Below are 23,369 nucleotides of genomic sequence, written 5' to 3'. Positions count from 1 at the left end.
CGGTGCCGCGAAGGGCGATCAGCGGATCGGCGGCGCGTACTGGATGCCGCCGGCGCTCCAGAGCTGGTTGATGCCGCGCGGGATGCCGAGCTTGGAATTGGCGCCGATGTTGCGCTCGAACACCTCGCCGTAATTGCCGACGTTCTTCACGATGCGCACGGCCCAGTCCTTGGTCAGGCCGAGCTGCTCGCCGTAAGTGCCGTCGGTGCCGACGAAGCGCTTCACGTCGGGCTTCTCGGACTTCAGCGCCTCGTCGAGGGTCGCCTGGCTGACGCCGAGCTCCTCGCCGTTCAGCATGGCGTAGAAGCTCCACTTGACGATGTTGAGCCAGCGGTCGTCGCCCTGGCGCACCACCGGGCCAAGCGGCTCCTTGGAGATGACGTCGGGCAGCACGATGTAGTCGGCCGGCTTGTCGAGCTTCAGGCGCAGCGCGTAGAGCTGCGACACGTCGGTCGTCAGCACGTCGCATTTGCCCTCGTTATAGGCCTTCACCAGCTCGTCGAGGCTCGACAACTGGGTCAGCTCCATCGCCATGTTGTTGGTCTTGAAGTAGTCCTGCGCGTTCAGCACGCTGGTCGTGCCACTCTGGATGCAGACCTTGGAGCCGTCGAGCTCGAGCGCGCTCATGACGTTCTTCGACACCGGCACCATGAAGCCCTGGCCGTCATAGTAGGAGACGGCCGCGAACATCAGGTCGAGCCCGGCCTCGCGGCCGAGCGTCCAGGTGGAGTTGCGCGAGAGCAGGTCGATCGTGCCCTTCTGCAGCGCCGGGAAGCGTTCCTCGGCGGAGAGCGGGACGTAGTCGACCTTGGAGGCGTCGTCGAAGATCGCCGCGGCGACCGCCTTGCACATGTCGACGTCGAAGCCGGTCCACTGGCCCTTGTCGTCCTTGGAGGCGAAGCCGTCGAGCCCCTGGTTGACGCCGCATTTGAGCACGCCGCGCTCCTTGACGTCGCTCAGCGTGTCGGCATGGGCGAGCCCCGCCAACAGCGTGCCGGCTGCGGCCAGCGTGAGTGCAAGCTTTTTCATGGTACCCCCGAAATCCCGGTCACGGCCGACGCTCAGAGCGTCGGCGCCTGACGGATGACCACCTTGGTGCCGACCGGCACGCGGTTGTAGAGATCCTGCACGTCGCCATTCACCAGGCGGAAGCAGCCCGACGAGATCGCCATGCCGATGGTCTGCGGCATGTTGGTGCCGTGGATGCGGTAGACCGTGCCGCCGAGATAGAGCGCGGCTGCGCCGAGCGGGTTGCCAGGGCCGCCGGCCATGAAGCGCGGCAGGTAGGGCTGGCGCTCGATCATCTCCGCCGGCGGACGCCAGTCCGGCCATTCCGCCTTGCGGGTGATCTTCTGCAGGCCCGACCACTGGAAGCCGTCGCGCCCGACGCCGATGCCGTAGCGGATCGCGCGGTTGTCGCCCTGCACGAGGTACAGGAAGCGCTCGCTGGTGTGGATGACGATGGTCCCCGGCGGCTCGTTGGTCCGGAAATAGACCGGCTGCCGGCGATAGGCGGGATCGAGCTGCTCCTCGGCGGCGCTCGGCACGTAGCCGGGCTGCTCGGGCACATCGACGATCTGGTTGCCGACCGACGCGGCCGGGCGCATCTGCGCCTCGGCGGCCGAAACGGACAGCGCGGCAAGGGCCACCAGCGCCGCCCCGACGAATTTCGCTCTCATTCTCGACTTCCCCTCTCGCGGCATCGCCGGAGGCGACGCGGCCTCCCGGTGGCGGACCCGCGGCGGTTCGCGGACGGGTCCCCGCCGGGCGGCGATTCAATGATCGCTCCCGGCGCCGATCGAACGGGGGAAATGACCTGAAGTCAATCTCGGAAAGGTTGGATGCGACCTCCCGCGGCGCGCGCGGGGCTGGCCGCGCGGGAGGCCCCCGTCTCCGTGCGTCAGCGGAAGTAGCTGCTGACCAGCGTTTCCAGCCGCTCCTGGCGGCCCGAGCGCGGCTGCGGGTCGAGATTGTCGGCCTCCGCGCGGGCGGCGATGGCCTCGAGCGAGGCGCCCTCGCGCAGCATCGCCCTGTTCTGCGGCTCGTTCCAGCCCGCATAGCGCTCGTCTACCGCCTTCTGCAGCGCCCCGTCCTCCAGCATGTCCGCGGCGATCAGCAGCGCCCGGGCGCACACGTCCATCGCTCCGACATGGGCAAGGACGAGGTCCTCCGGATCGATCGACTGGCGGCGGATCTTGGCGTCGAAATTGGTGCCGCCGGTGGTGTAGCCGCCCGCCCGCAGGATCTCGTACATGGCGAGCGCGGTGTCCTCGACATTGGTCGGGAACTGGTCGGTGTCCCAGCCGGACTGGGCGTCGCCCTTGTTCATGTCGATCGAGCCGAAGATGCCGAGCGCGGCCGCCATCGCGATCTCGTGCTCGAAGGAGTGGCCGGCGAGCGTGGCGTGGTTGGCCTCCACGTTCACCTTAACCTCCTTCTCGAGCCCGGCGCGGCACAGCAGGCCGTACACCGTGCCGACGTCGAAGTCGTACTGGTGCTTGGTCGGCTCCTGCGGCTTGGGCTCGATCAGGATCGTGCCCTTGAAGCCGATCTTGTGCTTGTGCTCGACCACGAGGTTGAGGAAGCGCGCCATCTGGTCGAGCTCGCGCGGCAGGTCGGTGTTGAGCAGCGTCTCGTAGCCCTCGCGCCCGCCCCACAGCACGTAGTTCTCGCCACCGAGCTCGTGGGTCACCTCGAGCACGTTCTTCACCTGCGCCGCGGACCAGGCGAACACGTCCGGGTCCGGGTTGGTCGCCGCGCCCGACATGAAGCGGCGGTGGGAGAACAGGTTGGCCGTGCCCCACAGCAGGCGGACCTTCGAGCTCTCCATCTTGCGGGCGAAGATCTCGGCGATCGCCCGCACATTGGCGTTCGATTCCTTCAGGTTCGCCCCTTCCGGCGCGATGTCGCGGTCGTGGAAGCAGAAGAACGGCACGTCGAGGATGCGGAACAGCTCGAATGCGACGTCGGCCTTGGCGCGGGCGAGCGCCATCTCGTCGGCGCCGTGCATCCACGGGCGCAGGAAGGTCTCGCCGCCGAACGGGTCGCCGCCGGGCCAGGTGAAGCTGTGCCAGTAGGCGACGGCGAAGCGCAGATGGTCCTCCATGCGCTTGCCGAGCACCACCTGGTCCTTGTCGTACCAGCGGAAACCATAGGGGTCGCGGCTGAGCGGGCCGACATAGCGCAGCGGCTCATCCGCCGGAAAGAAGCGGGCGGGGGCATTCATGACGTCACTCCCTTCATTGCGGGATAGAGCGCGCGGTAGAACGCGTGGCGTTCCGCATAGGCGTGCTGGAGGGCGGGATCGGGCGCGATGGTCTCGATCCGTCGAGGCGGCAGGCAGATGTCGGCCGGCGCCTCGCCGGTCGCCGCCATGCGCGCGAGACGGGCGGCGCCGAACGCCCCGCCCCGCTCGCCGTCCTCGATGCGGTTGATCGGCAGGCCGAGCACGCTCGCCAGCACCGCGGTCCAGAAGCGCGAGCGCGAGCCGCCGCCGATCACGTCGGCCTGCGACAGGTGCGTGCCGGCGGCGGCGAGCGCGTCGAGGCAGTCCTTGAACGCGAAGGCGACGCCTTCCAGCACCGCCTGCGTCAGGTTCTCGCGCGCGGTGTCGTGGTCGAGCCCGACGAAGGAGGCGCGGATCGCGGTGTCGTTGTGCGGCGTGCGCTCGCCGGAGAGATACGGCAGGAAGGTCGCGCGCGAGGGCGCGGCCGGCGCATCGCCGAGCGGGGCCAGCAGGTCGGCGGGCGAGGTCTTCGCCACGCCCGACCACCAGCCGAGCGCCGAGGCGGCGGAGAGGATCACCCCCATCTGGTGCCAGGTGGCGGGAATGGCGTGGCAGAAGGCGTGGACGCTCGATTCCGGGTTCGGCGCGTAGCGGTCGGTGGTCGCCCACAGCACGCCCGAGGTGCCGAGCGAGACGAAGGCGTCGCCGGCATTGATGGCGCCGAGCCCGATCGCGCCCGCCGCATTGTCGCCGGCGCCGCCCGCCAGCACCGGCGGCGTCTGCATGCCCCAGCGTGCGGCGAGGTCGGCGGTGATCCGGCCGGCGGCGGCGCTGCCCTCGACGAGGCGGGGCATGTGCGCGCGGGTGAGATGGGTCGCCGCCAGCGCCTCGTCCGACCAGTCGCGCGCGCCGACGTCGAGCCACAGCGTGCCGGAGGCGTCCGACATCTCGTCGACCATCTCGCCGGTGAGCCGGTAGCCGACATAGGCCTTGGGCAGCAGCACCTTGGCGGTGCGCTCGAAGATCTCCGGCTCGTGCTTCCTCACCCACAGAAGCTTGGGCGCGGTGAAGCCGGGAAAGGCGAGATTGCCGGCGACCTGGTGCAGAGCGGGAAAGCGCTCCTCGAGCTCGCGGCATTCGAGAAAGGAGCGCCCGTCGTTCCACAGGATCGCGGGGCGCAGCACCGCGCCTTCGCGGTCCAGCAGCACCGCGCCGTGCATCTGGCCGGACAGGCCGATGCCGCGCACCGCGGCGAGCTCCGCCGGCTTCTGCACCTTCAGCGCGTCGATGCTGGCGAGCGTCGCCTGCCACCAATCCTCGGGATTCTGCTCGCTGAAGCCCGGCTGCGGGCGCGAGATGGCGAGCGCCGTCTCGGTGGTGGCGACGACCGACTGGGCGTCGTCGACAAGCACCGCCTTGACCGCGGAGGTGCCGATATCGAGGCCGAGATACATGCCTCAAACCTTCCGAACTGAGAGAGTGGAACGGGTCACGGGAGGTTGTCCCGCACGAAGATGTCGATGCGGATACGCTCCTGCTCGTTAAGCAGCGGTTCCCCCGCGCAGTGCGCGAGCAGAACCCGCGCCGCCGAGCGCGACTGGTGGCCGGGATCCTGGTTGATCACCGCGTCCATCACGCCGCGCAGCAGGAAGCGGCGGGTGTCGTCGGTCAGGTCGTGGCCGATGAAGACGAGGTCCGAGGCTCGGTTGGCGGCGCTGATGGCCGCCGCGACGCCGCGATTGCCGGCGCCGACATTGTAGAGGCCGACGAGGTCCGGCACGTCGCGCAACATGCCCGCGACGATCGCCTGGGTGCGCTCCTCCTCGTCGAAGCTCTCGCGGGCAGGCAGCACCTTGAGGGCGGGATATTCGCCGGCCAGCACCTGCGTGAAGCCGAACTGGCGCTCGGCATGGTCGCGCAGCGCCGGGGTGCCGACGATCAGCCCGACCGAGCCGCTGCGCCCCGCGGCGAAGCGGCCGAGCAGCGTGCCGGCGGTCCGCCCGGCGGCGATGTTGTCGATACCGACATAGCGCAGCCGGTGCGAAGCCGGTACGTCCGACACCAGCGTCACCACCGCGACGCCGGAGGCGACGAGGTCGTCGATCGCCGAGCGCACCCGCGGATGGTCGAGCGCCACCACCGCCACGCCGTCATAATGGCCGATCAGCCCCTCGAGCGCGGAGGCCAGCGTCTCCGGCGCGAAAACGTCGACGCGCAGCGTGTCGATATAGGCGTTGTTGGCGGCGAGCCAGCTCGCCGTGTTCGTCACCTGCTCGCCGAGCATGCGCATGAACACGTTCGAACCCGCCGGCAGCACGAAGCAGAAGCGGTAGGTCTCGCCGCGCGCCAGCCGCGCCGCGGCGAGGTTCGGGCGGTAGCCGAGGCGGGCCACCGCGTCCTTCACCCGCTCGGCGGTGACGTTGCGCACGCCGGTGCGCCCATTCAGCACCCGGTCGGCCGTCGCCAGCGAGACGCCGGCCTCACGGGCGACATCCTGAAGGGTGATGCGCGAAACAACTCTGGACATGAGGTCATGTTGCCCACAAAATCTGAGGTACGCAACTCAAGCTGCGGAACGCCGTATTAGACCAAGTATCGAGCGCCAACGTGGAGTTGCCTTGCTAGCCTGCGCCAGAAATCCGTCCTAGATGATGGGTTCTGAAGGCCAGTCGACCTCTATAGGTCGATCAAGAACACGACGGACGAGGCCTGTATTGAGGTTCGAACGTCAAGCAAGGAGCCTGGCATGCGCGGCCCTCGAAGGATCGCGCCCAGCCGGCCGGCATCGCGCAAAGCATCCTTGATGGGAGGAAAGCATGAAGTTGAAACAGTCCGCCGCCGCAGTGGCCTTCGCCACGCTGGTGGCCATGGGCGCCGCCCATGCCCAAGACGTCGTGGTCGGCGTGAGCTGGTCGAACTTCCAGGAGGAGCGCTGGAAGACGGACGAGGCGGCGATCAAGAAGGCGCTGGAAGCCGCCGGCGCCAAGTACATCTCGGCCGACGCCCAGTCCTCCGCCTCCAAGCAGCTCTCTGACGTCGAGGCGCTGATCGCGCAGGGCGCGAACGCCCTCATCATCCTGGCGCAGGATTCGGACGCCATCACCCCCGCCATCACCAAGGCGGAGAACGAGGGCATCCCGGTGGTCGGCTACGACCGGCTGATCGAGAACCCCTACGCCTACTACATCACCTTCGACAACAAGGAGGTCGGCCGGCTGCAGGCGTCCGAGGTGCTGAAGATCAAGCCGAAGGGCAACTACATCTTCATCAAGGGCTCGGCCGCCGACCCCAATGCCGACTTCCTGTTCTCGGGCCAGATGGAAGTGCTGAAGCCTTCCATCGACAAGGGCGACATCAAGAACGTGGGCGAGGCCTATACCGACGGCTGGCTGCCCGCCAATGCCCAGCGCAACACCGAGCAACTCCTCACCGCCAACAACAACAAGATCGACGCCGTGGTCGCCTCGAACGACGGCACCGCCGGCGGCGCCATCGCCGCGCTCGCGGCCCAGGGTCTCGCTGGCACGGTGCCGGTCTCCGGCCAGGACGCCGACTTCGCGGCGCTGAACCGCATCGCGCTCGGCACCCAGACGGTCTCGGTGTGGAAGGACAGCCGCGAGCTCGGCAAGCGCGCCGCGGAGATCGCGATCGAGCTCGCCAAGGGCGCCGATCCCAAGGCGATCGAAGGCACGACCACCTTCACCGGCGGGCCGAAGGGCGTTCCGATGAACTCCACCTTCCTGAAGCCCGTGCCGATCACCAAGGACAATCTCGACGTGATCATCGAAGCCGGCTGGGTGCCGAAGGCGACGGTCTGCCAGGGCGTGAAGCCCGGCACCGTGAAGGCCTGCGACTGACATCCCGGTAATTCCGGCGGCGGGGAGACAACCTCGCCGCCAACCGCCGGGCGCGCCGCCCCGCGCGAGCACCCCGGGGGCCATGGAGGACGCTCATGAGCGATACCACGACGGCCACCACGCCGGTTCCCTCCTCGCAGCCCAAGCGGACGGCGAGTTCATTCATCGGCGCCCTGGAGATCGACGTCCGCTTCCTCGGCATGGTCGGCGCCCTCGCCGCCATCTGGATCGTGTTCGACTTCCTCGCCGACGGCACCTTCCTGACGCCGCGCAACATCTGGAACCTGTCGGTCCAGAGCTCGTCGATCGCGGTCATGTCCACCGGCATGGTGCTGGTGATCGTGATGCGCCACATCGACCTGTCGGTCGGCTCGATCCTCGGCGTCACCGGCATGATCATGGCGGTGTTCCAGGCGAGCTACCTCACGCCGGCCTTCGGCTTCAACAACCCGGCCGTGATGGCGCTGACGCTGGCCGCCGGCATCGCCGCCGGCGCACTGATCGGCGCGCTGCACGGCTTCATCATCGCCTATCTCGGCGTGCCCGCCTTCATCGTCACGCTGGGCGGCCTGCTGGTCTGGCGCGGCGCGGCCTGGGCGGTTGCGGAAGGCAAGACCATCCCGCTCACCGACGACAATTTCAAGCTGCTGGGCGGCGGCGCGAGCGGCTCGATCGGCGCGACCTGGAGCTGGATCGTCGCCGTTATCGCCTGCCTTGCCATCGCCGCCGCCACGCTGCAGGCGCGGCGCCAGCGCCAGCGCTTCCACTTCCCGCTGAAGCCGCTCTGGGCCGAGATCGTCACCGTCGCCGCCGGCTGCGCCGCGGTCGTCGCGGCGACGCTGGTGGTCAACGCCTACGAGCTGCCCGCCGCGCTCGCCCGGCGCTTCGCCCAGGCGGCCGGCATCACCGTGCCGCCGGAAGGGCTGCACATCAGCTTCGGCTATGCGGTGCCGGTGCTGGTGGCGCTGGCGGTCGGCATCATCATGACCTTCATCACCACCCGCACCCGCTTCGGCCGCTACGTCTTCGCCATCGGCGGCAACCCGGAGGCGGCCGAACTCGCCGGCATCAACACCAAGCGGGTGACGCTGATGGTGTTCTCGCTGATGGGCGCGCTGGCGGCGATCGGCGCGGCCATCTCCACCGCCCGCCTCAACTCGGCGACCAACGCGCAGGGCACGCTCGACGAGCTCTACGTCATCGCCGCGGCGGTGATCGGCGGCACCTCGCTCGCCGGCGGCTCGGGCACCATCGCGGGCGCCATGCTCGGCGCGCTGGTGATGCAGAGCCTGCAGTCCGGCATGGTTCTGATGCGCGTCGACACGCCCTACCAGAACATCGTCGTCGGCGCCGTGCTGGTGTTCGCGGTGTGGATCGACACCGCCTACCGCAAGCGGTTCAAGTGAGGGCGCGACCATGAACACCGTCACCATGACCCAGCCGGCCGCGCCGGCCCGCAGCGGCGAGCCGCTGGTCGAGATGCGCGACATCCGCATCGCCTTCGGCGGCATCCACGCCGTCGACGGCGTCTCGATCGACCTCTATCCCGGCGAGGTGGTCGGCCTGCTCGGCCACAACGGCGCCGGCAAGTCGACCCTGATCAAGATCCTCGCCGGCGCCTACCGGCCCGATTCCGGCGAGATCCGGATCAATGGCGAGAAGGCCGAGATCGGCAATCCGCGCGACGCCAAGCGCTATGGCATCGAGACGATCTACCAGACGCTGGCGCTGGCCGACAATGTCGACGCCGCCGCCAACCTGTTCCTCGGCCGCGAGCTGATGACCCCGTGGGGCACGCTCGACGACGTCGCCATGGAGGCGGCGACGCGCGAGGTGATGGGCCGGCTCAACCCGAACTTCCGCAAGTTCAAGGAGCCGGTGCGGGGCCTGTCCGGCGGCCAGCGACAGTCGGTCGCCATCGCCCGCGCCATCCACTTCAACGCCAAGATCCTGATCATGGACGAGCCGACCGCCGCGCTCGGCCCGCAGGAGACGGCGCAGGTGGCCGAGCTCATCAAGCAGCTCAAGGCGGAAGGCATCGGCATCTTCCTCATCAGCCACGACATCCACGACGTGTTCGACCTCGCGGACCGGGTGAGTGTGATGAAGAACGGCCAGCTCGTGGGCTCGGCCCGTACCTCCGATGTCACCAAGGACGAGGTGCTGGGCATGATCATCCTCGGCAAGAGCCCGCCCGGCGCCATTCCCGGCCCCGGCGCCACGACGGACTGAGCGACGTCGAGCGAACGGCGGGGCAGCGGCACTGCGCCGCTGTTCCGCGCTCCCTCCCGGCGTGCTAGAGCGTCGGAACGGGAGTACGCAGGGTAATGACCGACGAACGCCACATGTTGCGCCGGATGGCGATGGCCCTGGCCATAGCCTATCTCGTCGTGCTCCAGGCGTTCCTCGGCGGCATGGCCTCCGGCGCCTATGCCGCGGCCGGCGCCGGCTATGACAGCTTCGCGCAGGTCATCTGCCGCGGCCTGCACGGTACCTCCTCCGCACCCGCGGCGCCCGCCGATCCGTCCCACCACCTTCCCGATTGCTGCTCGACCGGGTGCCTCATGTCGGTCGGCACGCCGCTGCCGCCCGCCGCCGGCTTCGTGCCGGCCGAGCGCCCGGCGGTCGTCGTCGCGGCCGTGCTGCCGCCGGCAACGCTCGCGCCCGTCATCGGGGCCGAACGCTCCCCCCGCAACACCCGCGCGCCTCCCCTCGCCTGACGCTCCGCGCCCAGCGCGCGGCCTTTTCAACGTCAGTCGACATCGATGCCGGCCGCGAACCCGTCGTGGCGCGCCGGCGCAATGGGAGTGCCCATCATGATCCGTTTCACCCTGTCCCGTGTCCTCCGCCACGCAGAGGACCGCATCGGCCTCGCCGTCCTCCTCGCCGCCCTCGCCCTGTTCGCCGCGCAGCCGGCCTTCGCCCATGGCTTCAAGATCGGCGAGCTGGAGATCGGCCATCCCTGGGCGCGGATGACGCCCGCCGGCGCCAAGGTCGGCGGCGGCTATTTCTCGGTCACCAACGAAGGCAAGACCCCCGACACGCTGGTCGCCGCCACCGCCGAAGTGGCCGACCATGTCGAGATCCACGAAATGACCGTCACCGACGGCGTCATGAAGATGCGGATGCTGAAGGACGGGGTCGAGATCCCGGCCGGCGGTGAGGTCAAGTTCGCGTCCGGCGGCTACCATCTGATGCTGATGGGACTGAAGCACCCGCTGAAGCAGGGCGACAGCTTCAAGGGCACGCTGACCTTCGCCAAGGCCGGCACGGTGGACGTCGTGTTCAAGATCGAGGGCATGGGCGGGCCGAAAGGTTCCGAAGATGCCGGCCACGACGCGCATGGCGACATGTCCATGCCGATGACGGAGCCGATGAAGATGCCCGCGCCCAGCAACTGAGCGACGCGCGGCCGCGCGACGCGCATCCGAACCGCACACGACTGAGCGCCGGCGCCTGAGGCCGGCCGGCCCGGCTCCCCGGGCCCGGCGCAGCTTACAGCCGCCGATCCGCAGCGAAAGCCCGCCCGGCCGCGTCGCCGGGCGCGGCCGGCTGCGCCCTCCTTCACCCCTTTTTCCGGACCCGATCCGATGAACGCCACCCCTTTGCCTGCCGCCTCCCCCCTTTCTGCCGCCTCCCCGGACGGCGCGCCCGAACGCGCGGCCAATCTCTACCGCGCTGTCTGGCGCTGGCACTTCTATGCCGGCCTCATGGTGCTGCCCTTCATGGTGCTGCTCGCGGTGACGGGCGGGCTCTACCTGTTCCACAACGAGATCGACGCCGCCTGGCACAGCGACCTGAAGGAGGTGGCGGACCGGGCGGCGCCGATGGAAGCGCCGAGCGCCTGGGTCGCCGCGGCGCTGGCCGAGCGACCGGGCACCGCCGTCAAGGTCGTCACCCCGGTCTCGCCGGAGACTTCGGCCGAGGTGGTGGTGAAGACCGCCGGCGGCGAGCGCCGCTCGGTCTATGTCGATCCCTATGACGCGCGCGTGCTCGGCGAGTTGCCCGATCGCGGCACCATCATGTGGATCGTGCGCCGGCTGCACAGCCTCGCCGAGTTCGGGCCGGTCGCCAACGGCATCATCGAGATCGTCGGCGGCTGGTCGGTCCTGCTGGTCGGCACCGGCTTCTATCTGTGGTGGCCGCGCCGCCGGCGCGGCGGCGTGGTCTCGGTGCGCGGCACGCCGGCGCGCCGGGTGTTCTGGCGCGACCTGCACGCCGTCACCGGCGCCTTCGCGGGCCTCGCCATCGGCTTCATGGCGCTCTCCGGCATGCCGTGGACCGTGCTCTGGGGCGCCAAGGTGAACGAGCTCGCCAACAGCTCGAACTACGGCTACCCGGCCGGCGTCTACACCGACGTGCCGATGTCGGACGAGCACCTCGCCCACGCGACCGGCCCCACCACCTGGTCGCTCGAACAGGCGCGGATGCCGGAATCGGCCCCGGCCGGCGCGCAGCCGATCGGCATCGACACCGCCGCCGCGATCTTCGAGCGGCTCGGCGTGTCTCCCGGCTACGCGCTGAGCCTGCCCTCCTCGCCTACCGGGGTCTATTCGGCCACCGTCTATCCCGCCGACCTGTCGAAGCAGCGCATCGTCCATCTCGACCAGTACAGCGGCACTCCGCTGATCAACATGGGCTATGCCGATTACGGCCCGGCGGCGAAGGCGATGGAGTGGGGCATCAACGTCCATATGGGCCAGGAATTCGGCCTCGCGAACCAGCTCTTCATGCTGGCGCTGTGCCTCGCCATCCTCGTCATGGCGGTCTCGGCCGGCGTGATGTGGTGGAAGCGCCGGCCGAGCGGCTCGCTCGGTGTGCCGCCGATGCCCTCCACCCCCGCCGCGATGCGCGGCCTCGTGGCGCTCATGGCGGTGTTCGGGCTCATCTTCCCGCTGGTCGGCGCCTCGCTCGTGGTGATGCTGGTGCTCGACCTCGGCCTCGCGCGCCGTTCGCGGCGGCTGCGCGCCGCCTGAGCCGGGTTCCAGCGCGGCACCTCTTCGCCTAAAATCGCGACGGGGGAAGAGGTGCCATGGACCCGCAGGAAAGTGACGAGACCGACGACGCCGCGCAGCACCGCGACGGCCTGTTCATCCGGGTCTATTTCGGCGACGGGCGCCATCTCGGCCCGGGCATGATCGACCTGCTGGAGACCGTGCGCGCCGAGCGCTCGATTCTCTCCGCCGCCAAGAAGATGGGCATGAGCTATCGCCGCGCCTGGCTGCTGATCGACGAGGTGGGGCGAAATTTCCGTGAGCCCGTGGTCGAGACCCATCCCGGCCGGCGCGGCCACGGCACCGACCTCACCGCCTTCGGCGAGCGGCTGATCACGCTCTACCGCGCCATCGAGGCCAAGAGCGCCGCCGCCACGGCGAAGGAGGCGGCGGAGCTGCGCGCCGCGCTCGATCCCAACTGGACGCCCGAGACGGTCGAGGCCGCGACCCCGGCCAAGGGCGCCGGCCGGCGCTGAGGACGCGCGCTAGCCCCGTTTCCTGGACAGCCGCGCCAGCGCCTTCTCGCGCCCGATCAGCGGCAGCAGCGCCTTCAGCTCCGGCCCGCTCTCCGCTCCCGTCAGGGCGAGGCGCAGCGGGTGAAACAGCGCCCGCCCGGCCCGTCCGCTCGCCGGCTTCAGCGCCGCGATCCAGCGCGGATAGACGCCCTCGTCCCACGGCTCTGGCGGCAGCGACGCGGCGGCGGCGGCGAGGAAATCGGCATCCTCGGGCGCCGTCACCGGATCGAGCGGCCCCTCGACCACCCGCCACCACGCGCGCGCATCGGAAAAGCGCGCGAGATTTCCCCGCACCGCCAGCCAGAACGCCTCCCCACCGCCGACGCCCAGCGCCGCCAGCCGTCCGGCCACCGCCGCGAAGGGCAGATGATGCAGCGTCGCCGCGCTCAAGGCCGTCAGCTCGGCAGGGTCGAATCGCGCCGGCGCACGCGAGATGCGGCCGAAATCGATCTTCGCCGCCAGCGCGTCGAGATCGGCCACCGGCTCCACCGCCAGCGAGGTGCCGGTGAGCACCGCCAGCGCCGCTACCGCCAGCGGCTCCTCGCCCTCTTCGCGCAGCGCCCGCAGCGAGAGATGGCCGAGCCGTTTCGACAGCCCCTCCCCGCTCGGCAGGGTGAGCAAATTGTGATGGCCGAACACCGGCGCCGCCGCGCCCAGCGCCTCGGCGATCTCGATCTGCACGCCGGTATTGGTGACGTGGTCCTCGCCGCGCACCACATGGGTGACGCCCATCTCGATGTCGTCGACCACCGAGGTCAGCGTGTAGAGATAGCTGCCGTCCTCGCGGATCAGCACCGGGTCGGAGAGCGTCGCGGTGTCGACCGCGTGCTCGCCGCGCACGAGGTCGACCCAGGCGACGCGCCGCCCGTCCAGCCGGAAGCGCCAGTGCGGGTGCCTCCCCTCGCCCTCCAGCCGCGCCCGGTCGGCGTCGGTGAGCTTCAGGGCCGCGCGGTCGTAGATCGGCGGCAGGCCGCGCCGGCGCCGCGACAGGCGCTTTGCCTCCAGCTCCTCCTCGCTCTCATAGGCCGCGTAGAGCCGCCCCGCCGCCTTCAGCTTTTCCACCGCCGCGTCGTAACGCGGCAGGCGGGCCGACTGGTGCTCGACGCGGTCGGGGGCGATGCCGAGCCAGGCCATGTCCTCGCCGATCGCCTGCGCGAAGGCGGCGGTCGAGCGGGCGGTGTCGGTGTCGTCGTAGCGCAGGATGAAGGTCCCGCCCTCGCGCCGCGCATAGAGCGCGTTGTAGAGCGCCGTGCGCGCATTGCCGACATGCAGCAGGCCCGTCGGCGAGGGGGCGAAGCGGAGGATCGGAGTGCTCATGGCGCGCGCTTATGGCCGAGGCGGCGGAGCGGGGCAATGGCGGCCCCGATCCCTCACGCGGTCTCGCGGAACCGGTTGGTGATCGGATAGCGCCGGTCGCGGCCGAAATTGCGCGCCGTCACCTTCACGCCCGGCGCCGCCTGCCGGCGCTTGTACTCGGCGATGTTCAGCATCCGCTCCACCCGCGCCACCAGCGTCGGGTCGAAGCCCTCGGCCGCGATGTCGGCGGCGGGCATCTCGCGCTCGACCAGCCGCTCCAGAATGGCGTCCAGCACCTCGTAGGGCGGCAGGCTGTCCTGGTCCTTCTGGTTCTCGCGCAGCTCGGCGGTGGGCGGCTTCACGATGATGTTCTCGGGAATGACGATGCCCGAGGCGCCCAGCGCGTCCGCCGGCTTCCAGCGGTTGCGCAGCCGGCACAGGCGGAACACCTGGGTCTTGTAGAGGTCCTTCAGCGGATTGTAGCCGCCGTTCATGTCGCCATAGAGCGTGGCGTAGCCGGTCGACATCTCCGACTTGTTGCCGGTCGTCACCACCATGGCGCCGAACTTGTTGGAGATCGACATCAGGATGGTGCCGCGTGCGCGGGACTGCAGGTTCTCCTCGGTCACGCCGCGCTCGGTGTCGGCAAAGAGCGGGGCGAGCGAGGCTTCCAGCCCTTCCACCGCTCCCGCGATCGGCACGATGTCGTAGCGGCAGCCCAGCGCTTGCGCGACGCCCGCCGCGTCGGACAGCGACTCGTTCGAGGTGAAGCGGTAGGGCAGCATCACGCAGTGCACGCGCTCCGGCCCCAGCGCGTCGGCTGCCATCGCCGCGCAGAGCGCGGAATCGATGCCGCCGGAAAGCCCCAGCACCACGCCGGGGAAGCGGTTCTTTTCCACATAGTCGCGCAGGCCGATGACGCAGGCGGCGTAGTCCGCCTCATCGTCGAGCACCAGCGGAGCCCGCGCGCCCTCCTCGCAGCGCCAGCCGTCCGCCCAGCGCTCCCAGCGGGTGAGACGCACCCGCTCCTGGAAGTTCGGGAACTGGATGGCGAGCGAGCGGTCGGCGTTGAGCACGAAGGAGGCGCCGTCAAACACCAGCTCGTCCTGCCCGCCCACCTGGTTGACATAGGCGAGCGGCAGCCCGCTCTCCACCACCCGCGCCACCGCGACGTTCATGCGCTCGTCATAGACCGTGCGGCGATAGGGCGAACCGTTGGGGATCAGCAGCATCTCCGAGCCGGTCTCGGCAAGGCACTCGATCACGTCCTCCGACCAGATGTCCTCGCAGATCGGCACCCCGATGCGCACGCCCCGGAACGGGATCGGCCCCGGCATCGGCCCCGTGGCGAAGACGCGCTTCTCGTCGAACACGCCGTAATTGGGCAGGTCCACCTTGTAGCGCAGCGTCGAGACCGCCCCGCCCTCCAGCAGCGCCACGGCGTTGTAGAGCTTGCCGCCGTCGACCCAGGGCGTACCCACCAGCATGGCCGGGCCGCCATCGGCGGTCTCGGCGGCGAGCCGCTCCACCGCCTGCCGGCAGGCGGCCTGGAAGGACGGCTTCAGCACCAGGTCCTCGGGCGGGTAGCCGGAGATGAACAACTCGGTGAACAGGACGAGATCCGCCCCCTGCTCGGCCGCGAGCGCGCGGGCGGCGCGGGCTTTCTCCACATTGCCGGCGATGTCGCCGACCGTGGGATTGAGCTGCGCGAAGGCGATGAGGAGCTGGTCGGCGGGAGCTTCGGACATGGGCGGAGGTTTAGCGCCAAGGCCTCTTCTGGGCAATCGATCGCGCGCGGCGCGGCGCCGCGATCTCAGGGCGCCTCGAGCGCGACGACGAGATCGCGCGCGACGTCCTCCCAGCGGCGCAGCTCGACGCCTGCGACGTCCTTCTCGCGCGCCGCGAGATAGGCCCGGTCGCGGATCGGCCGCTCCAGCCTGGCCACCATCTCGTCGAGGTCGGCCGGGTCGAAATAATCCGCCGCCGGCCCGACCACCTCGGGGATCGAGGTCGCGTTGGAGGCGACACACAGCTTGCCGAACCACGCCGCCTCGCCAACCGGCAGGCCCCAGCCCTCGAACACGCTCGGATAGACCGTGAACAGGCAGTGCCGGTAGAGCGCGGTGATGGTCCGGTCCTTCGGGCGCTCGAGCAGCAGCACATGGGGCGCAAGCGCGGGCCGCGCGGCCATGTATTCCTCGAACTCGCGCGCCTTCTTGCCGTGCGCGCCGGCCAGCACGAGCGTCGGCAGCAGCTCGGGGCCGACCCGCTCCAGCAGCTTCTCCCACGCCTTGATGAGCATCCAGAGGTTCTTGCGCGGCAAAGCGAGCGGCGCGATCGAGAGCACGAAGCCGTTCGGGAACTCGGCCGGCAGCGGGCCCTCCTCGCTCACGTCGAACTCGTGCGCCAGCGGCACGCGGCGGATCCACTCCACCCGCCCGCCGAGCTTGGGCACGGTGGCGGCGACGTCCTGGCCGGTATAGTCGGAGATGACGAGGAAGCGCGTGGTGACGCCGACCACTTCGGCGAACCAGTCGGCAAACTGCTGGTTCATCTCGTGGATCGCGGGCGCGACGATGGGGATGAGGTCGTGCACCAGCAGCACCACCTCGACGTCGCCGCGCTTCTGCAGCTCGGCGAGGCGGCGGCTCTGGTCGCGCACGTTCCAGGCCATGCCGAGCAGGGCGACGCGCACCTTCTCGGCGCCGAGGTCCCACGGGCGCAGCGCCCAGCCCTTGGGCCGGTCCATCTTCGGCTCCGGCTCGCGCCACAGCTTCGCCATGTGCTTGAGCCGGCGCTCGACCTTGTGGGTGAAGGCGCGCAGCGGGCGCTTGCGGTACTTGGCGTGGTTCACCGAGAACAGCACGCCGCGCAGGTCGAGCGCGTTGTCGACCACATCTACCCGCTCGCCGAGCGCGTCGAAGAAGAATTCGGGGTCGATGCCGACGAAGGCGCGGCGCCGCGGGTGGTAGAAGATGAACTCCAGCCGCCCGTCGACGTCATGGTCGCGGGCGTGACGCATAAGCCGCGTCACCACCCGCAGAATGCCACCGACATTGTTGCCGCTGTGGATCTGGATGATCACATCGGAAACGTCGAAGACGATACGCACCCGCCAGCCGCCCCTGCCTGTGCCCGCATCCGGTTCCCGTCAGGCCGTCACCGGCCCGACGGGAAAGTCTCACTCCGCCGCCGCGATCACCGGCCGCTCGCGGCCGGCGTGCTCCTGCTTCAGGAGCTCGGCGACCAGGAACGCCATCTCGATCGCCTGCTCGGCATTGAGGCGCGGATCGCAATAGGTGTGGTAGCGGTCCTTCAGGTCCGCATCCGAGATCGCCCGCGCGCCGCCGGTGCATTCGGTGACGTTGCGGCCGGTCATCTCCAGATGCACGCCGCCAGCATAGGTGCCCTCCGCCGCGTGGACGGCGAAGAAGTCCTTCACCTCGCCCAGAATGTGGTCGAAGGGGCGGGTCTTGAAGCCGGAGGGGGACTTGATGGTGTTGCCGTGCATGGGATCGCACGACCACACCACGGTGCGGCCCTCGCGCTTCACCGCGCGCACCAGCGCCGGCAGGTGGTCGCCCACCTTGTCGGCCCCGAAGCGGGCGATCAGCGTCAGCCGGCCGGCCTCGTCGTCCGGGTTCAGCGTGTCGATGAGGCGGATCAGGTCGTCCGGCTTCAGCGACGGGCCGCACTTCAGGCCGAGCGGGTTCTTCACGCCGCGGCAGTACTCGACATGGGCGTGGTCGATCTGGCGCGTGCGGTCGCCGATCCAGATCATGTGGCCCGAGGTCGAGTACCAGTCGCCCGTGGTCGAATCCACGCGCGTCATCGCCTCCTCATAGCCGAGAAGCAGCGCCTCGTGGCTGGTGAAGAAATCGGTGGCGCGCATCTCCGGGTGGCTCTCCGGATCGACGCCGATGGCGCGCATGAAGTCCAGCGCCTCGGTGATGCGATCGGCGAGCGCCTGGTACTTGCTCGACTGCGGGCTGTCCTTGACGAAGCCGAGCATCCACTGATGCGCGTTGGCAAGGTTGGCATAGCCGCCGGTGGCGAAGGCGCGCAGCAGGTTGAGCGTCGCCGCCGACTGGCGATAGGCCTCGAGCTGGCGGCGCGGATCGGGAATGCGCCCTTCCGGCGTGAAGGCGATGTCGTTGACGATGTCGCCCCGGTAGGACGGCAGCTCGACCCCGTTCACGGTCTCGGTCGGCGCCGAGCGCGGCTTGGCGAACTGTCCGGCGATGCGCCCGACCTTCACCACCGGCGAGGCGCCGGCATAAGTCAGCACCACCGCCATCTGCAGGAAGACACGGAAGAAATCGCGGATGTTGTCGGCCGAATGCTCGTGGAAGCTCTCGGCGCAGTCGCCGCCCTGGAGGAGGAAGGCCTGCCCGTTGGCGACCTTCGCGAGCTCGCGCTTCAGGCGGCGGGCCTCACCTGCAAAAACCAGCGGCGGAAACGAGGCGAGCTGACGCTCCACCGAAGCCAAAGCCTCGGTGTCCGGATAGTCCGGGACCTGCTGAATGGGCAACGCCCTCCAGCTATCCGGCGTCCAGCGTTCAGACATTTTCGCCTCCTGATCACGGCACGGCCGCGCGGCTCCTCCCGCGCGGGAAAGGCCGGCCTTATACACCCAAGCCTCGCGCGAAAGCCAGCCATGCGGCGCGCGGCTGCATTGCACCGGCGCACGCGCGCTTTCGCATCTCGCGCGGCGCGCCGTCCGCCCGGCGCCTGGGGTGCTCAGATCGCCGGCGTCGCCTCGGCCGAGGCCTCGGGGATCGGGTCGCTGGAGCTGTGCCGGCCGCGCAGCGTCACCAGTTCCTCGGCCGAGGAAGGATGCAGCGCCATGGTGCGGTCGAAATCGGCCTTGGTGGCGCCGACATTCATCGCGACCGCGGCGAGCTGGGTCATCTCGCCCGCCGCCTCGCCGATGAGGTGCATGCCGATTACCCGGTCGTCCTTCTGGTCGACGATCAGCTTCATGAAGGTGCGCGACTGGCTGCCCGACAGCGTCGCCTTGAGCGGGCGGAAATCGGTCTTGTAGATGTCGAGCCGGCGCCCCTGCGCGCGCGCCTGCTCCTCGGTGAGCCCGACCGTGCCGATCTCCGGCTCGGTGAACACGGCGGTCGGAATGACGTCGTAGTTCACCGACCACGGGCTGCCGCCGAACACGGAATCGGCGAAGGCGTGGCCCTCGCGGATCGCCACCGGCGTCAGGTTCACGCGGTCGGTCACGTCGCCCACGGCGTAGATCGAGGGCACGTTTGTGCGCCCGGTATCGTCCACCGTGATGGCACCGTTCTCGGTGAGGTGGACGCCGACCTTGTCGAGGCCGAGCCCGGTCGTGTTGGGCGTGCGGCCGATGGCGAGCATCACCTCGTCGGCGAACAGGTCGCGCCCGTCATTGATGCGCACGCGCTTGCGCCCGCCCTCGGCGTAGATGCCGTCGATCGAGGCGCCGAAGGCGAAGTCGATGCCCCGCTGCGCCAGTTCCTCGGCGAGCCGGGTGCGTATCTCCTCGTCGAAGCCGCGCAGCAGCTTGTCGCCGCGATGCACCACCGTCACCTTGGCGCCGAGCCCGGCGAGCAGCGAGGCGAATTCGAGCGCGATGTAGCCGGCGCCCTGGATCACGATCGCCTCCGGCAGGCGCGCGAGGTTGAAGATCTCGTTGGAGGTGATGGCGAGCTCGCGCCCGGGCATGTCGAGGCCGAGATTGGGATGGCCGCCGGTGGCGATCAGGATGATGCGCGCGCTCACCCGCGTGCCGTCGGCGAGCCGCACGACGTTGGGCTCCTCGACCACCGCGCGCTGGCGCACCACCTCGACGCCGGAGCGGTCGAGATTGGTGCCGTAGGCACCCTCGAGCCGGGCGATCTCCTTGTCCTTGTTGGCGATCAGCGTCGGCCAGTCGAAGCGCGTACCCTCCACCGTCCAGCCGAAGCCGGCTGCGTCGGCGAATTCGTGGGCGAAGCGCGCGGCATAGACGAACAGCTTCTTGGGCACGCAGCCGCGGATCACGCAGGTTCCGCCGACGCGGAATTCCTCGGCGACCTTCACCTTCGCCCCGTGGCCGGCGGCGATGCGGGCCGCGCGCACGCCGCCCGAGCCGGCCCCGATGACGAACAGATCGACGTCGAACTTCTGCATGGCCCGGTTCTCCATCCTCGGCTCCCCGCCGGCGTTGCGGCTGGGTAGGGGGCATGTCGCCCCGCGCGGCGCCCGCGTCAAGCCGATGCATGGCTGCCGAGCGTTTCTCTTAGCCTTCCGTGGAACTCGACACCGCCTGTGCCGCGCTCTAGCTTCCCGAACTGCGTGAAGTAATAAAGCGCGGTGTCGTAGCGTTCATCGCACCGCGAACATCCCTTGGAGGAAACGATGAAGCATATCGTCCGCGGAGCGCTGCTTGCGGCGGCGCTCGCCCTTCCGTTCGGCGCCGCCTCGGCCCAGGTCGACGAGCTCAAGATCATGGCGCCGGCCGCTCCCGGCGGCGGCTGGGACCAGACCGCGCGCGCCATGCAGCAGGTGCTGCAGGGCGAGAAGATCGTGTCCAACGTCCAGGTCATGAACGTGCCCGGCGCCGGCGGCACCATCGGCCTCGCCCAGTTCGTCAACGCCGACAAGGGCGACCCGAGCGCGCTGATCGTCGGCGGCTACGTCATGGTGGGCGCCATCATCACCAACAAGTCGCCGGTCACGCTCGACCAGGTGACGCCGATCGCCCGCCTCACCGGCGAGTACGAGGCCATCGCGGTGCCGGCGGATTCGCCGCTGAAGTCGATGGAAGACCTCGTCGCGGCGCTCAAGGCCAACCCGCAGAAGGTCTCCTGGGCCGGCGGCTCGGCGGGCGGCACCGACCACATCACCGCCGGCCTGATCGCCAAGGCGATCGGCGTCGACCCGACCAAGGTGAACTACATCGCCTTCTCGGGCGGCGGCGAATCGCTGGCCTCGATCCTCGGCGGCAAGGTCACGGTGGGCATTTCCAGCCTGTCCGAGTTCGACGCCCAGGCCAAGGCCGGCAAGCTGCGCCTGCTCGGCGTCTCCAGCGCCGAGCGCCTGCCCGAGGCCAAGGACGTGCCGACCTTCAAGGAGAGCGGCGTCGACGTCGAGATCCAGAACTGGCGCATGGTCGCCGCCGCGCCGGGCATCTCGCCCGAGCAGAAGAAGGCGCTCAACGACACCATCGCCAAGATGGTCAACTCGCAGGGCTGGAAGGACATGCTGGCGCAGAAGGGCTGGGCCAACACCTATCTCGCCGGCGCCGACTTCGAGGAGCAGCTCGCCAAGGACATCACGGCGACCAAGACGATCCTGAAGGATATTGGCCTCGCCCAGTGAGCCGACTTCCCGCCTGAACGCACGCCTCCTCCCCCGCGCCGGACCGGCCGCGGGGGAGATCGCCTCGGCTGCTGCCCGGAGATGCGCGATGAGCGATCCCAACACCCCTTCCCCTGACAGGTCCGCGCGCAGGGGCGCCGACAAGGCCGGCTTCGCCATCGCCTTCGGCCTCGCCCTGCTGGCGCTCGTGGTCGGCTGGGACGCCTGGCGCCTCTCCCAGATCAACGTCTATTCGGCCATCGGCCCCGCCGCCTTCCCGACCATCATCGCCGGCGGCCTCGCCCTGCTGGCGGTGGCGACGGCGGTCGAGGCCATCCGCGAGGGTGCGCTGGAGCGCCTGCGCGACGAGCCGGTGCCCATGGCCTGGGTGCTGGGCGGCCTGATCGGGCAGATCATCCTGCTGCCCTTCCTCGGCTTCTCCATCGCCACCGGCTGGCTGTTCGCGGCCACCGCGAAGGGCTTCGGCCGCGGCCCGGTCTGGGCGCATTTCCTCGCCGGCACGGCCATGTGCCTCGTCATCTACCTGATCTTCGCCAAGGGCCTGCAGCTCTCGCTGCCCGCCGGGCCGATCGAACGGCTGTTCTGAGGGCCGGCTGCCATGGAAACCTTTGCCGCCCTCGGCCACGGCGTCGTCGTCGCCCTGCAGCCGATGAACCTGCTCTTCGCCTTCGCCGGCGTCATGCTCGGCACCGCGGTCGGCGTGTTACCGGGCATCGGCCCGGCGCTCACCGTCGCGCTGCTGCTGCCGATCACCTTCAAGCTCGACCCGGCCGGCTCGCTCATCATGTTCGCCGGCATCTACTATGGCGGCATGTATGGCGGCTCGACCGCCTCGATCCTGCTCAACACGCCCGGCGAGAGCGCTTCGATCGTCACCGCGCTGGAGGGCAACAAGATGGCCCGCGCCGGGCGCGGCGGGCCGGCGCTGGCGACCTCGGCCATCGGCTCCTTCGTCGCCGGCACCATCGCCACCATCGGCCTCGCGCTGGTGGCGCCCACCGTGGTCGACGTCGCCATCTCCTTCGGGCCGGAGGACTATTTCGCGCTGATGATCCTCGCCTTCACCACCGTCTCGGCCGCCTTCGGCTCCTCGGTGACGCGCGGGCTCACCAGCCTGTTCATCGGCCTCGCCCTCGGCCTGGTCGGCATCGACCTGCAGAGCGGGCAGGCGCGGCTGTCCTTCGGCATCCCGGACCTGCTCGACGGCGTCGAGGTGACGACGCTCGCAGTGGCGCTGTTCGCCATCGGCGAGACGCTGTCGGTCGCCGCCGCCGGCCTTCGCGCCGAGGAGGTGATCGAGCCGGTGAAGGGCTCGGTGTTCATGAACCGGGAGGACTGGCGGCGCTCCTGGTGGCCGTGGCTGCGCGGCACCGCGCTCGGCTTCCCGATCGGCGCCATGCCGGCGGGAGGGGCGGAGATCCCGACCTTCCTCTCCTACGCGCTGGAGAAGCGCCTGTGCCGCAAGCCGGACGAGTTCGGCAACGGCGCCATCGAGGGCGTCGCCGGGCCGGAGGCGGCCAACAACGCTGCGGCGGCCGGCGTGCTGGTGCCGCTCCTCACGCTGGGCCTGCCGACCTCGGCGACGGCCGCGATCATGCTCGCCGGCTTCCAGCAATACGGCCTCAATCCCGGCCCGCTGCTGTTCACCTCCAACCCGGACCTTGTCTGGGGCCTGATCGCCTCGCTGTTCATCGCCAACGGCATGCTGCTCGTCCTCAACCTGCCGCTGGTGGGGCTGTGGGTGCGCCTGCTCGCCATTCCGCGCCCCTGGCTCTATGGCGGCATCCTGGTGTTCGCCACGCTCGGCACGCTGGGGGCGAATCCCTCGCTGGTCGAGCTCGGCATGCTGCTGATCTTCGGCCTGCTCGGCTATGTGCTCAGGCGCTACGACTACCCGATCGCGCCGGTCGTGGTCGGGCTCATCCTCGGCCCGCTGTCCGAGCAGCAGCTCCGCCGGGCGCTGGCCATCAGCGTCGGCGACCCGATCGTGCTGTTCCAGAGCCCGATCGCGCTGACGCTCTACGCGCTGTCCGCGCTCGCTTTGTTCGGGCCGCTGATCTTCTATCTCATCACCGGCCATCGCGCCCCGGTCGGCGCCGACGAGGACTGATCCCGCCAAGGCTGCCCCCGCCAAAACAAAACG

20 protein-coding genes are annotated in these 23,369 nt (G+C 69.7%); 10 read left to right on the top strand and 10 right to left on the bottom strand.

Features of this window, described 5'->3' with window-relative positions:
* Nucleotides 1-18: 18 nt before the first annotated feature.
* From NVS83_RS02865 to NVS83_RS02845, 5 genes are all read right to left on the bottom strand, one after another.
* Entirely contained in the window at nucleotides 19-1,029 is a 1,011-nt protein-coding gene (locus NVS83_RS02865; RefSeq protein ID WP_258737976.1) for an amino acid ABC transporter substrate-binding protein, read from the bottom strand.
* Nucleotides 1,030-1,061: 32 nt separating this feature from the next.
* Entirely contained in the window at nucleotides 1,062-1,679 is a 618-nt protein-coding gene (locus tag NVS83_RS02860) for a L,D-transpeptidase (protein WP_258737975.1), read from the bottom strand.
* Between the two features lie 221 nt (nucleotides 1,680-1,900).
* Complete coding sequence (gene xylA / locus NVS83_RS02855; RefSeq protein ID WP_258737974.1) at nucleotides 1,901-3,226, bottom strand: xylose isomerase; 1,326 nt, start codon at nucleotides 3,224-3,226, stop codon at nucleotides 1,901-1,903.
* Nucleotides 3,223-4,680 carry a xylulokinase gene (xylB, locus tag NVS83_RS02850; RefSeq protein ID WP_258737973.1) on the bottom strand — a complete coding sequence of 486 codons (1,458 nt, stop codon included), beginning with the start codon at nucleotides 4,678-4,680 and terminating at the stop codon, nucleotides 3,223-3,225. Before xylB ends, xylA begins: the two co-directional genes overlap by 4 nt.
* A gap of 35 nt (nucleotides 4,681-4,715) precedes the next feature.
* Nucleotides 4,716-5,753, bottom strand: a complete 1,038-nt coding sequence (locus tag NVS83_RS02845; RefSeq protein ID WP_258737972.1) for a LacI family DNA-binding transcriptional regulator — start codon at nucleotides 5,751-5,753, stop codon at nucleotides 4,716-4,718.
* 289 nt (nucleotides 5,754-6,042) lie between these two features.
* Between NVS83_RS02845 and xylF the strand changes: the two genes are divergently transcribed.
* The 7 genes from xylF to NVS83_RS02810 all read left to right on the top strand — a co-directional run bounded on the left by xylF (nucleotide 6,043) and on the right by NVS83_RS02810 (nucleotide 12,553).
* On the top strand, nucleotides 6,043-7,083 hold the full coding sequence (xylF, locus tag NVS83_RS02840; RefSeq protein WP_374114509.1) for a D-xylose ABC transporter substrate-binding protein: 1,041 nt from the start codon (nucleotides 6,043-6,045) through the stop codon (nucleotides 7,081-7,083).
* A 95-nt stretch (nucleotides 7,084-7,178) separates the two neighbouring features.
* The gene (locus tag NVS83_RS02835) at nucleotides 7,179-8,489 is read left to right on the top strand and encodes a sugar ABC transporter permease (protein ID WP_258737971.1); all 1,311 of its coding nucleotides are present in this window, start codon (nucleotides 7,179-7,181) and stop codon (nucleotides 8,487-8,489) included.
* Nucleotides 8,490-8,499: 10 nt separating this feature from the next.
* Nucleotides 8,500-9,315 (top strand): ATP-binding cassette domain-containing protein, encoded by an 816-nt coding sequence (locus tag NVS83_RS02830; RefSeq protein WP_258737970.1) that lies wholly within the window; start codon nucleotides 8,500-8,502, stop codon nucleotides 9,313-9,315.
* Nucleotides 9,316-9,410: 95 nt separating this feature from the next.
* On the top strand, nucleotides 9,411-9,803 hold the full coding sequence (locus NVS83_RS02825; RefSeq protein ID WP_258737969.1) for a hypothetical protein: 393 nt from the start codon (nucleotides 9,411-9,413) through the stop codon (nucleotides 9,801-9,803).
* Nucleotides 9,804-9,899: 96 nt separating this feature from the next.
* Nucleotides 9,900-10,484: a copper chaperone PCu(A)C gene (locus NVS83_RS02820; protein WP_258737968.1), complete on the top strand. Its 585-nt coding sequence runs from the start codon at nucleotides 9,900-9,902 to the stop codon at nucleotides 10,482-10,484.
* A 189-nt stretch (nucleotides 10,485-10,673) separates the two neighbouring features.
* A complete protein-coding gene (locus NVS83_RS02815; RefSeq protein ID WP_258737967.1) occupies nucleotides 10,674-12,059 on the top strand; it encodes a PepSY-associated TM helix domain-containing protein in 1,386 nt (461 codons plus the stop codon).
* 56 nt (nucleotides 12,060-12,115) lie between these two features.
* Complete coding sequence (locus NVS83_RS02810; RefSeq protein ID WP_258737966.1) at nucleotides 12,116-12,553, top strand: winged helix-turn-helix domain-containing protein; 438 nt, start codon at nucleotides 12,116-12,118, stop codon at nucleotides 12,551-12,553.
* A gap of 9 nt (nucleotides 12,554-12,562) precedes the next feature.
* Here the strand turns inward: NVS83_RS02810 and NVS83_RS02805 are convergent, their stop codons facing one another.
* The 5 genes from NVS83_RS02805 to gor form a co-directional block, all read right to left on the bottom strand.
* Nucleotides 12,563-13,909 (bottom strand): glutamate--tRNA ligase, encoded by a 1,347-nt coding sequence (locus NVS83_RS02805; protein ID WP_258737965.1) that lies wholly within the window; start codon nucleotides 13,907-13,909, stop codon nucleotides 12,563-12,565.
* A gap of 53 nt (nucleotides 13,910-13,962) precedes the next feature.
* On the bottom strand, nucleotides 13,963-15,636 hold the full coding sequence (locus NVS83_RS02800) for an NAD+ synthase (protein WP_258737964.1): 1,674 nt from the start codon (nucleotides 15,634-15,636) through the stop codon (nucleotides 13,963-13,965).
* Nucleotides 15,637-15,701: 65 nt separating this feature from the next.
* Entirely contained in the window at nucleotides 15,702-17,000 is a 1,299-nt protein-coding gene (locus NVS83_RS02795) for a glycosyltransferase (protein ID WP_258737963.1), read from the bottom strand.
* Nucleotides 17,001-17,069: 69 nt separating this feature from the next.
* On the bottom strand, nucleotides 17,070-18,455 hold the full coding sequence (locus NVS83_RS02790) for a class II 3-deoxy-7-phosphoheptulonate synthase (RefSeq protein WP_258737962.1): 1,386 nt from the start codon (nucleotides 18,453-18,455) through the stop codon (nucleotides 17,070-17,072).
* A 173-nt stretch (nucleotides 18,456-18,628) separates the two neighbouring features.
* Nucleotides 18,629-20,035 (bottom strand): glutathione-disulfide reductase, encoded by a 1,407-nt coding sequence (gor, locus tag NVS83_RS02785; protein ID WP_258737961.1) that lies wholly within the window; start codon nucleotides 20,033-20,035, stop codon nucleotides 18,629-18,631.
* A gap of 228 nt (nucleotides 20,036-20,263) precedes the next feature.
* Here gor and NVS83_RS02780 point away from each other — a divergent pair, with 228 nt between their 5' ends.
* The 3 genes from NVS83_RS02780 (at nucleotide 20,264) to NVS83_RS02770 (ending at nucleotide 23,336) form a co-directional block, all read left to right on the top strand.
* Nucleotides 20,264-21,226 carry a Bug family tripartite tricarboxylate transporter substrate binding protein gene (locus tag NVS83_RS02780; RefSeq protein ID WP_258737960.1) on the top strand — a complete coding sequence of 321 codons (963 nt, stop codon included), beginning with the start codon at nucleotides 20,264-20,266 and terminating at the stop codon, nucleotides 21,224-21,226.
* A gap of 88 nt (nucleotides 21,227-21,314) precedes the next feature.
* Nucleotides 21,315-21,812: a tripartite tricarboxylate transporter TctB family protein gene (locus NVS83_RS02775; RefSeq protein ID WP_258737959.1), complete on the top strand. Its 498-nt coding sequence runs from the start codon at nucleotides 21,315-21,317 to the stop codon at nucleotides 21,810-21,812.
* A 12-nt stretch (nucleotides 21,813-21,824) separates the two neighbouring features.
* Nucleotides 21,825-23,336, top strand: a complete 1,512-nt coding sequence (locus NVS83_RS02770) for a tripartite tricarboxylate transporter permease (protein ID WP_258730864.1) — start codon at nucleotides 21,825-21,827, stop codon at nucleotides 23,334-23,336.
* The last annotated feature ends 33 nt before the right edge of the window (nucleotides 23,337-23,369 follow it).

The sequence above is a fragment of the Ancylobacter mangrovi genome, from assembly GCF_024752335.1.
GTDB classification, from domain to species: Bacteria; Pseudomonadota; Alphaproteobacteria; order Rhizobiales; family Xanthobacteraceae; genus Ancylobacter; species Ancylobacter mangrovi.
Note: the sequence above shows the minus strand (reverse complement) of the source record. Positions and strands in the feature narration are given on the sequence as shown.

What these genes read in the sequence shown, in the direction of transcription:
- NVS83_RS02865 (WP_258737976.1), bottom strand. Translation starts at nt 1,029, where the DNA reads ATGAAAAAGCTTGCACTCACGCTGGCCGCAGCCGGCACGCTGTTGGCG.
- NVS83_RS02860 (WP_258737975.1), bottom strand. Translation starts at nt 1,679, where the DNA reads ATGAGAGCGAAATTCGTCGGGGCGGCGCTGGTGGCCCTTGCCGCGCTG.
- xylA (WP_258737974.1), bottom strand. Translation starts at nt 3,226, where the DNA reads ATGAATGCCCCCGCCCGCTTCTTTCCGGCGGATGAGCCGCTGCGCTAT.
- xylB (WP_258737973.1), bottom strand. Translation starts at nt 4,680, where the DNA reads ATGTATCTCGGCCTCGATATCGGCACCTCCGCGGTCAAGGCGGTGCTT.
- NVS83_RS02845 (WP_258737972.1), bottom strand. Translation starts at nt 5,753, where the DNA reads ATGTCCAGAGTTGTTTCGCGCATCACCCTTCAGGATGTCGCCCGTGAG.
- xylF (WP_374114509.1), top strand. Translation starts at nt 6,043, where the DNA reads ATGAAGTTGAAACAGTCCGCCGCCGCAGTGGCCTTCGCCACGCTGGTG.
- NVS83_RS02835 (WP_258737971.1), top strand. Translation starts at nt 7,179, where the DNA reads ATGAGCGATACCACGACGGCCACCACGCCGGTTCCCTCCTCGCAGCCC.
- NVS83_RS02830 (WP_258737970.1), top strand. Translation starts at nt 8,500, where the DNA reads ATGAACACCGTCACCATGACCCAGCCGGCCGCGCCGGCCCGCAGCGGC.
- NVS83_RS02825 (WP_258737969.1), top strand. Translation starts at nt 9,411, where the DNA reads ATGACCGACGAACGCCACATGTTGCGCCGGATGGCGATGGCCCTGGCC.
- NVS83_RS02820 (WP_258737968.1), top strand. Translation starts at nt 9,900, where the DNA reads ATGATCCGTTTCACCCTGTCCCGTGTCCTCCGCCACGCAGAGGACCGC.
- NVS83_RS02815 (WP_258737967.1), top strand. Translation starts at nt 10,674, where the DNA reads ATGAACGCCACCCCTTTGCCTGCCGCCTCCCCCCTTTCTGCCGCCTCC.
- NVS83_RS02810 (WP_258737966.1), top strand. Translation starts at nt 12,116, where the DNA reads ATGGACCCGCAGGAAAGTGACGAGACCGACGACGCCGCGCAGCACCGC.
- NVS83_RS02805 (WP_258737965.1), bottom strand. Translation starts at nt 13,909, where the DNA reads ATGAGCACTCCGATCCTCCGCTTCGCCCCCTCGCCGACGGGCCTGCTG.
- NVS83_RS02800 (WP_258737964.1), bottom strand. Translation starts at nt 15,636, where the DNA reads ATGTCCGAAGCTCCCGCCGACCAGCTCCTCATCGCCTTCGCGCAGCTC.
- NVS83_RS02790 (WP_258737962.1), bottom strand. Translation starts at nt 18,455, where the DNA reads ATGTCTGAACGCTGGACGCCGGATAGCTGGAGGGCGTTGCCCATTCAG.
- gor (WP_258737961.1), bottom strand. Translation starts at nt 20,035, where the DNA reads ATGCAGAAGTTCGACGTCGATCTGTTCGTCATCGGGGCCGGCTCGGGC.
- NVS83_RS02780 (WP_258737960.1), top strand. Translation starts at nt 20,264, where the DNA reads ATGAAGCATATCGTCCGCGGAGCGCTGCTTGCGGCGGCGCTCGCCCTT.
- NVS83_RS02775 (WP_258737959.1), top strand. Translation starts at nt 21,315, where the DNA reads ATGAGCGATCCCAACACCCCTTCCCCTGACAGGTCCGCGCGCAGGGGC.
- NVS83_RS02770 (WP_258730864.1), top strand. Translation starts at nt 21,825, where the DNA reads ATGGAAACCTTTGCCGCCCTCGGCCACGGCGTCGTCGTCGCCCTGCAG.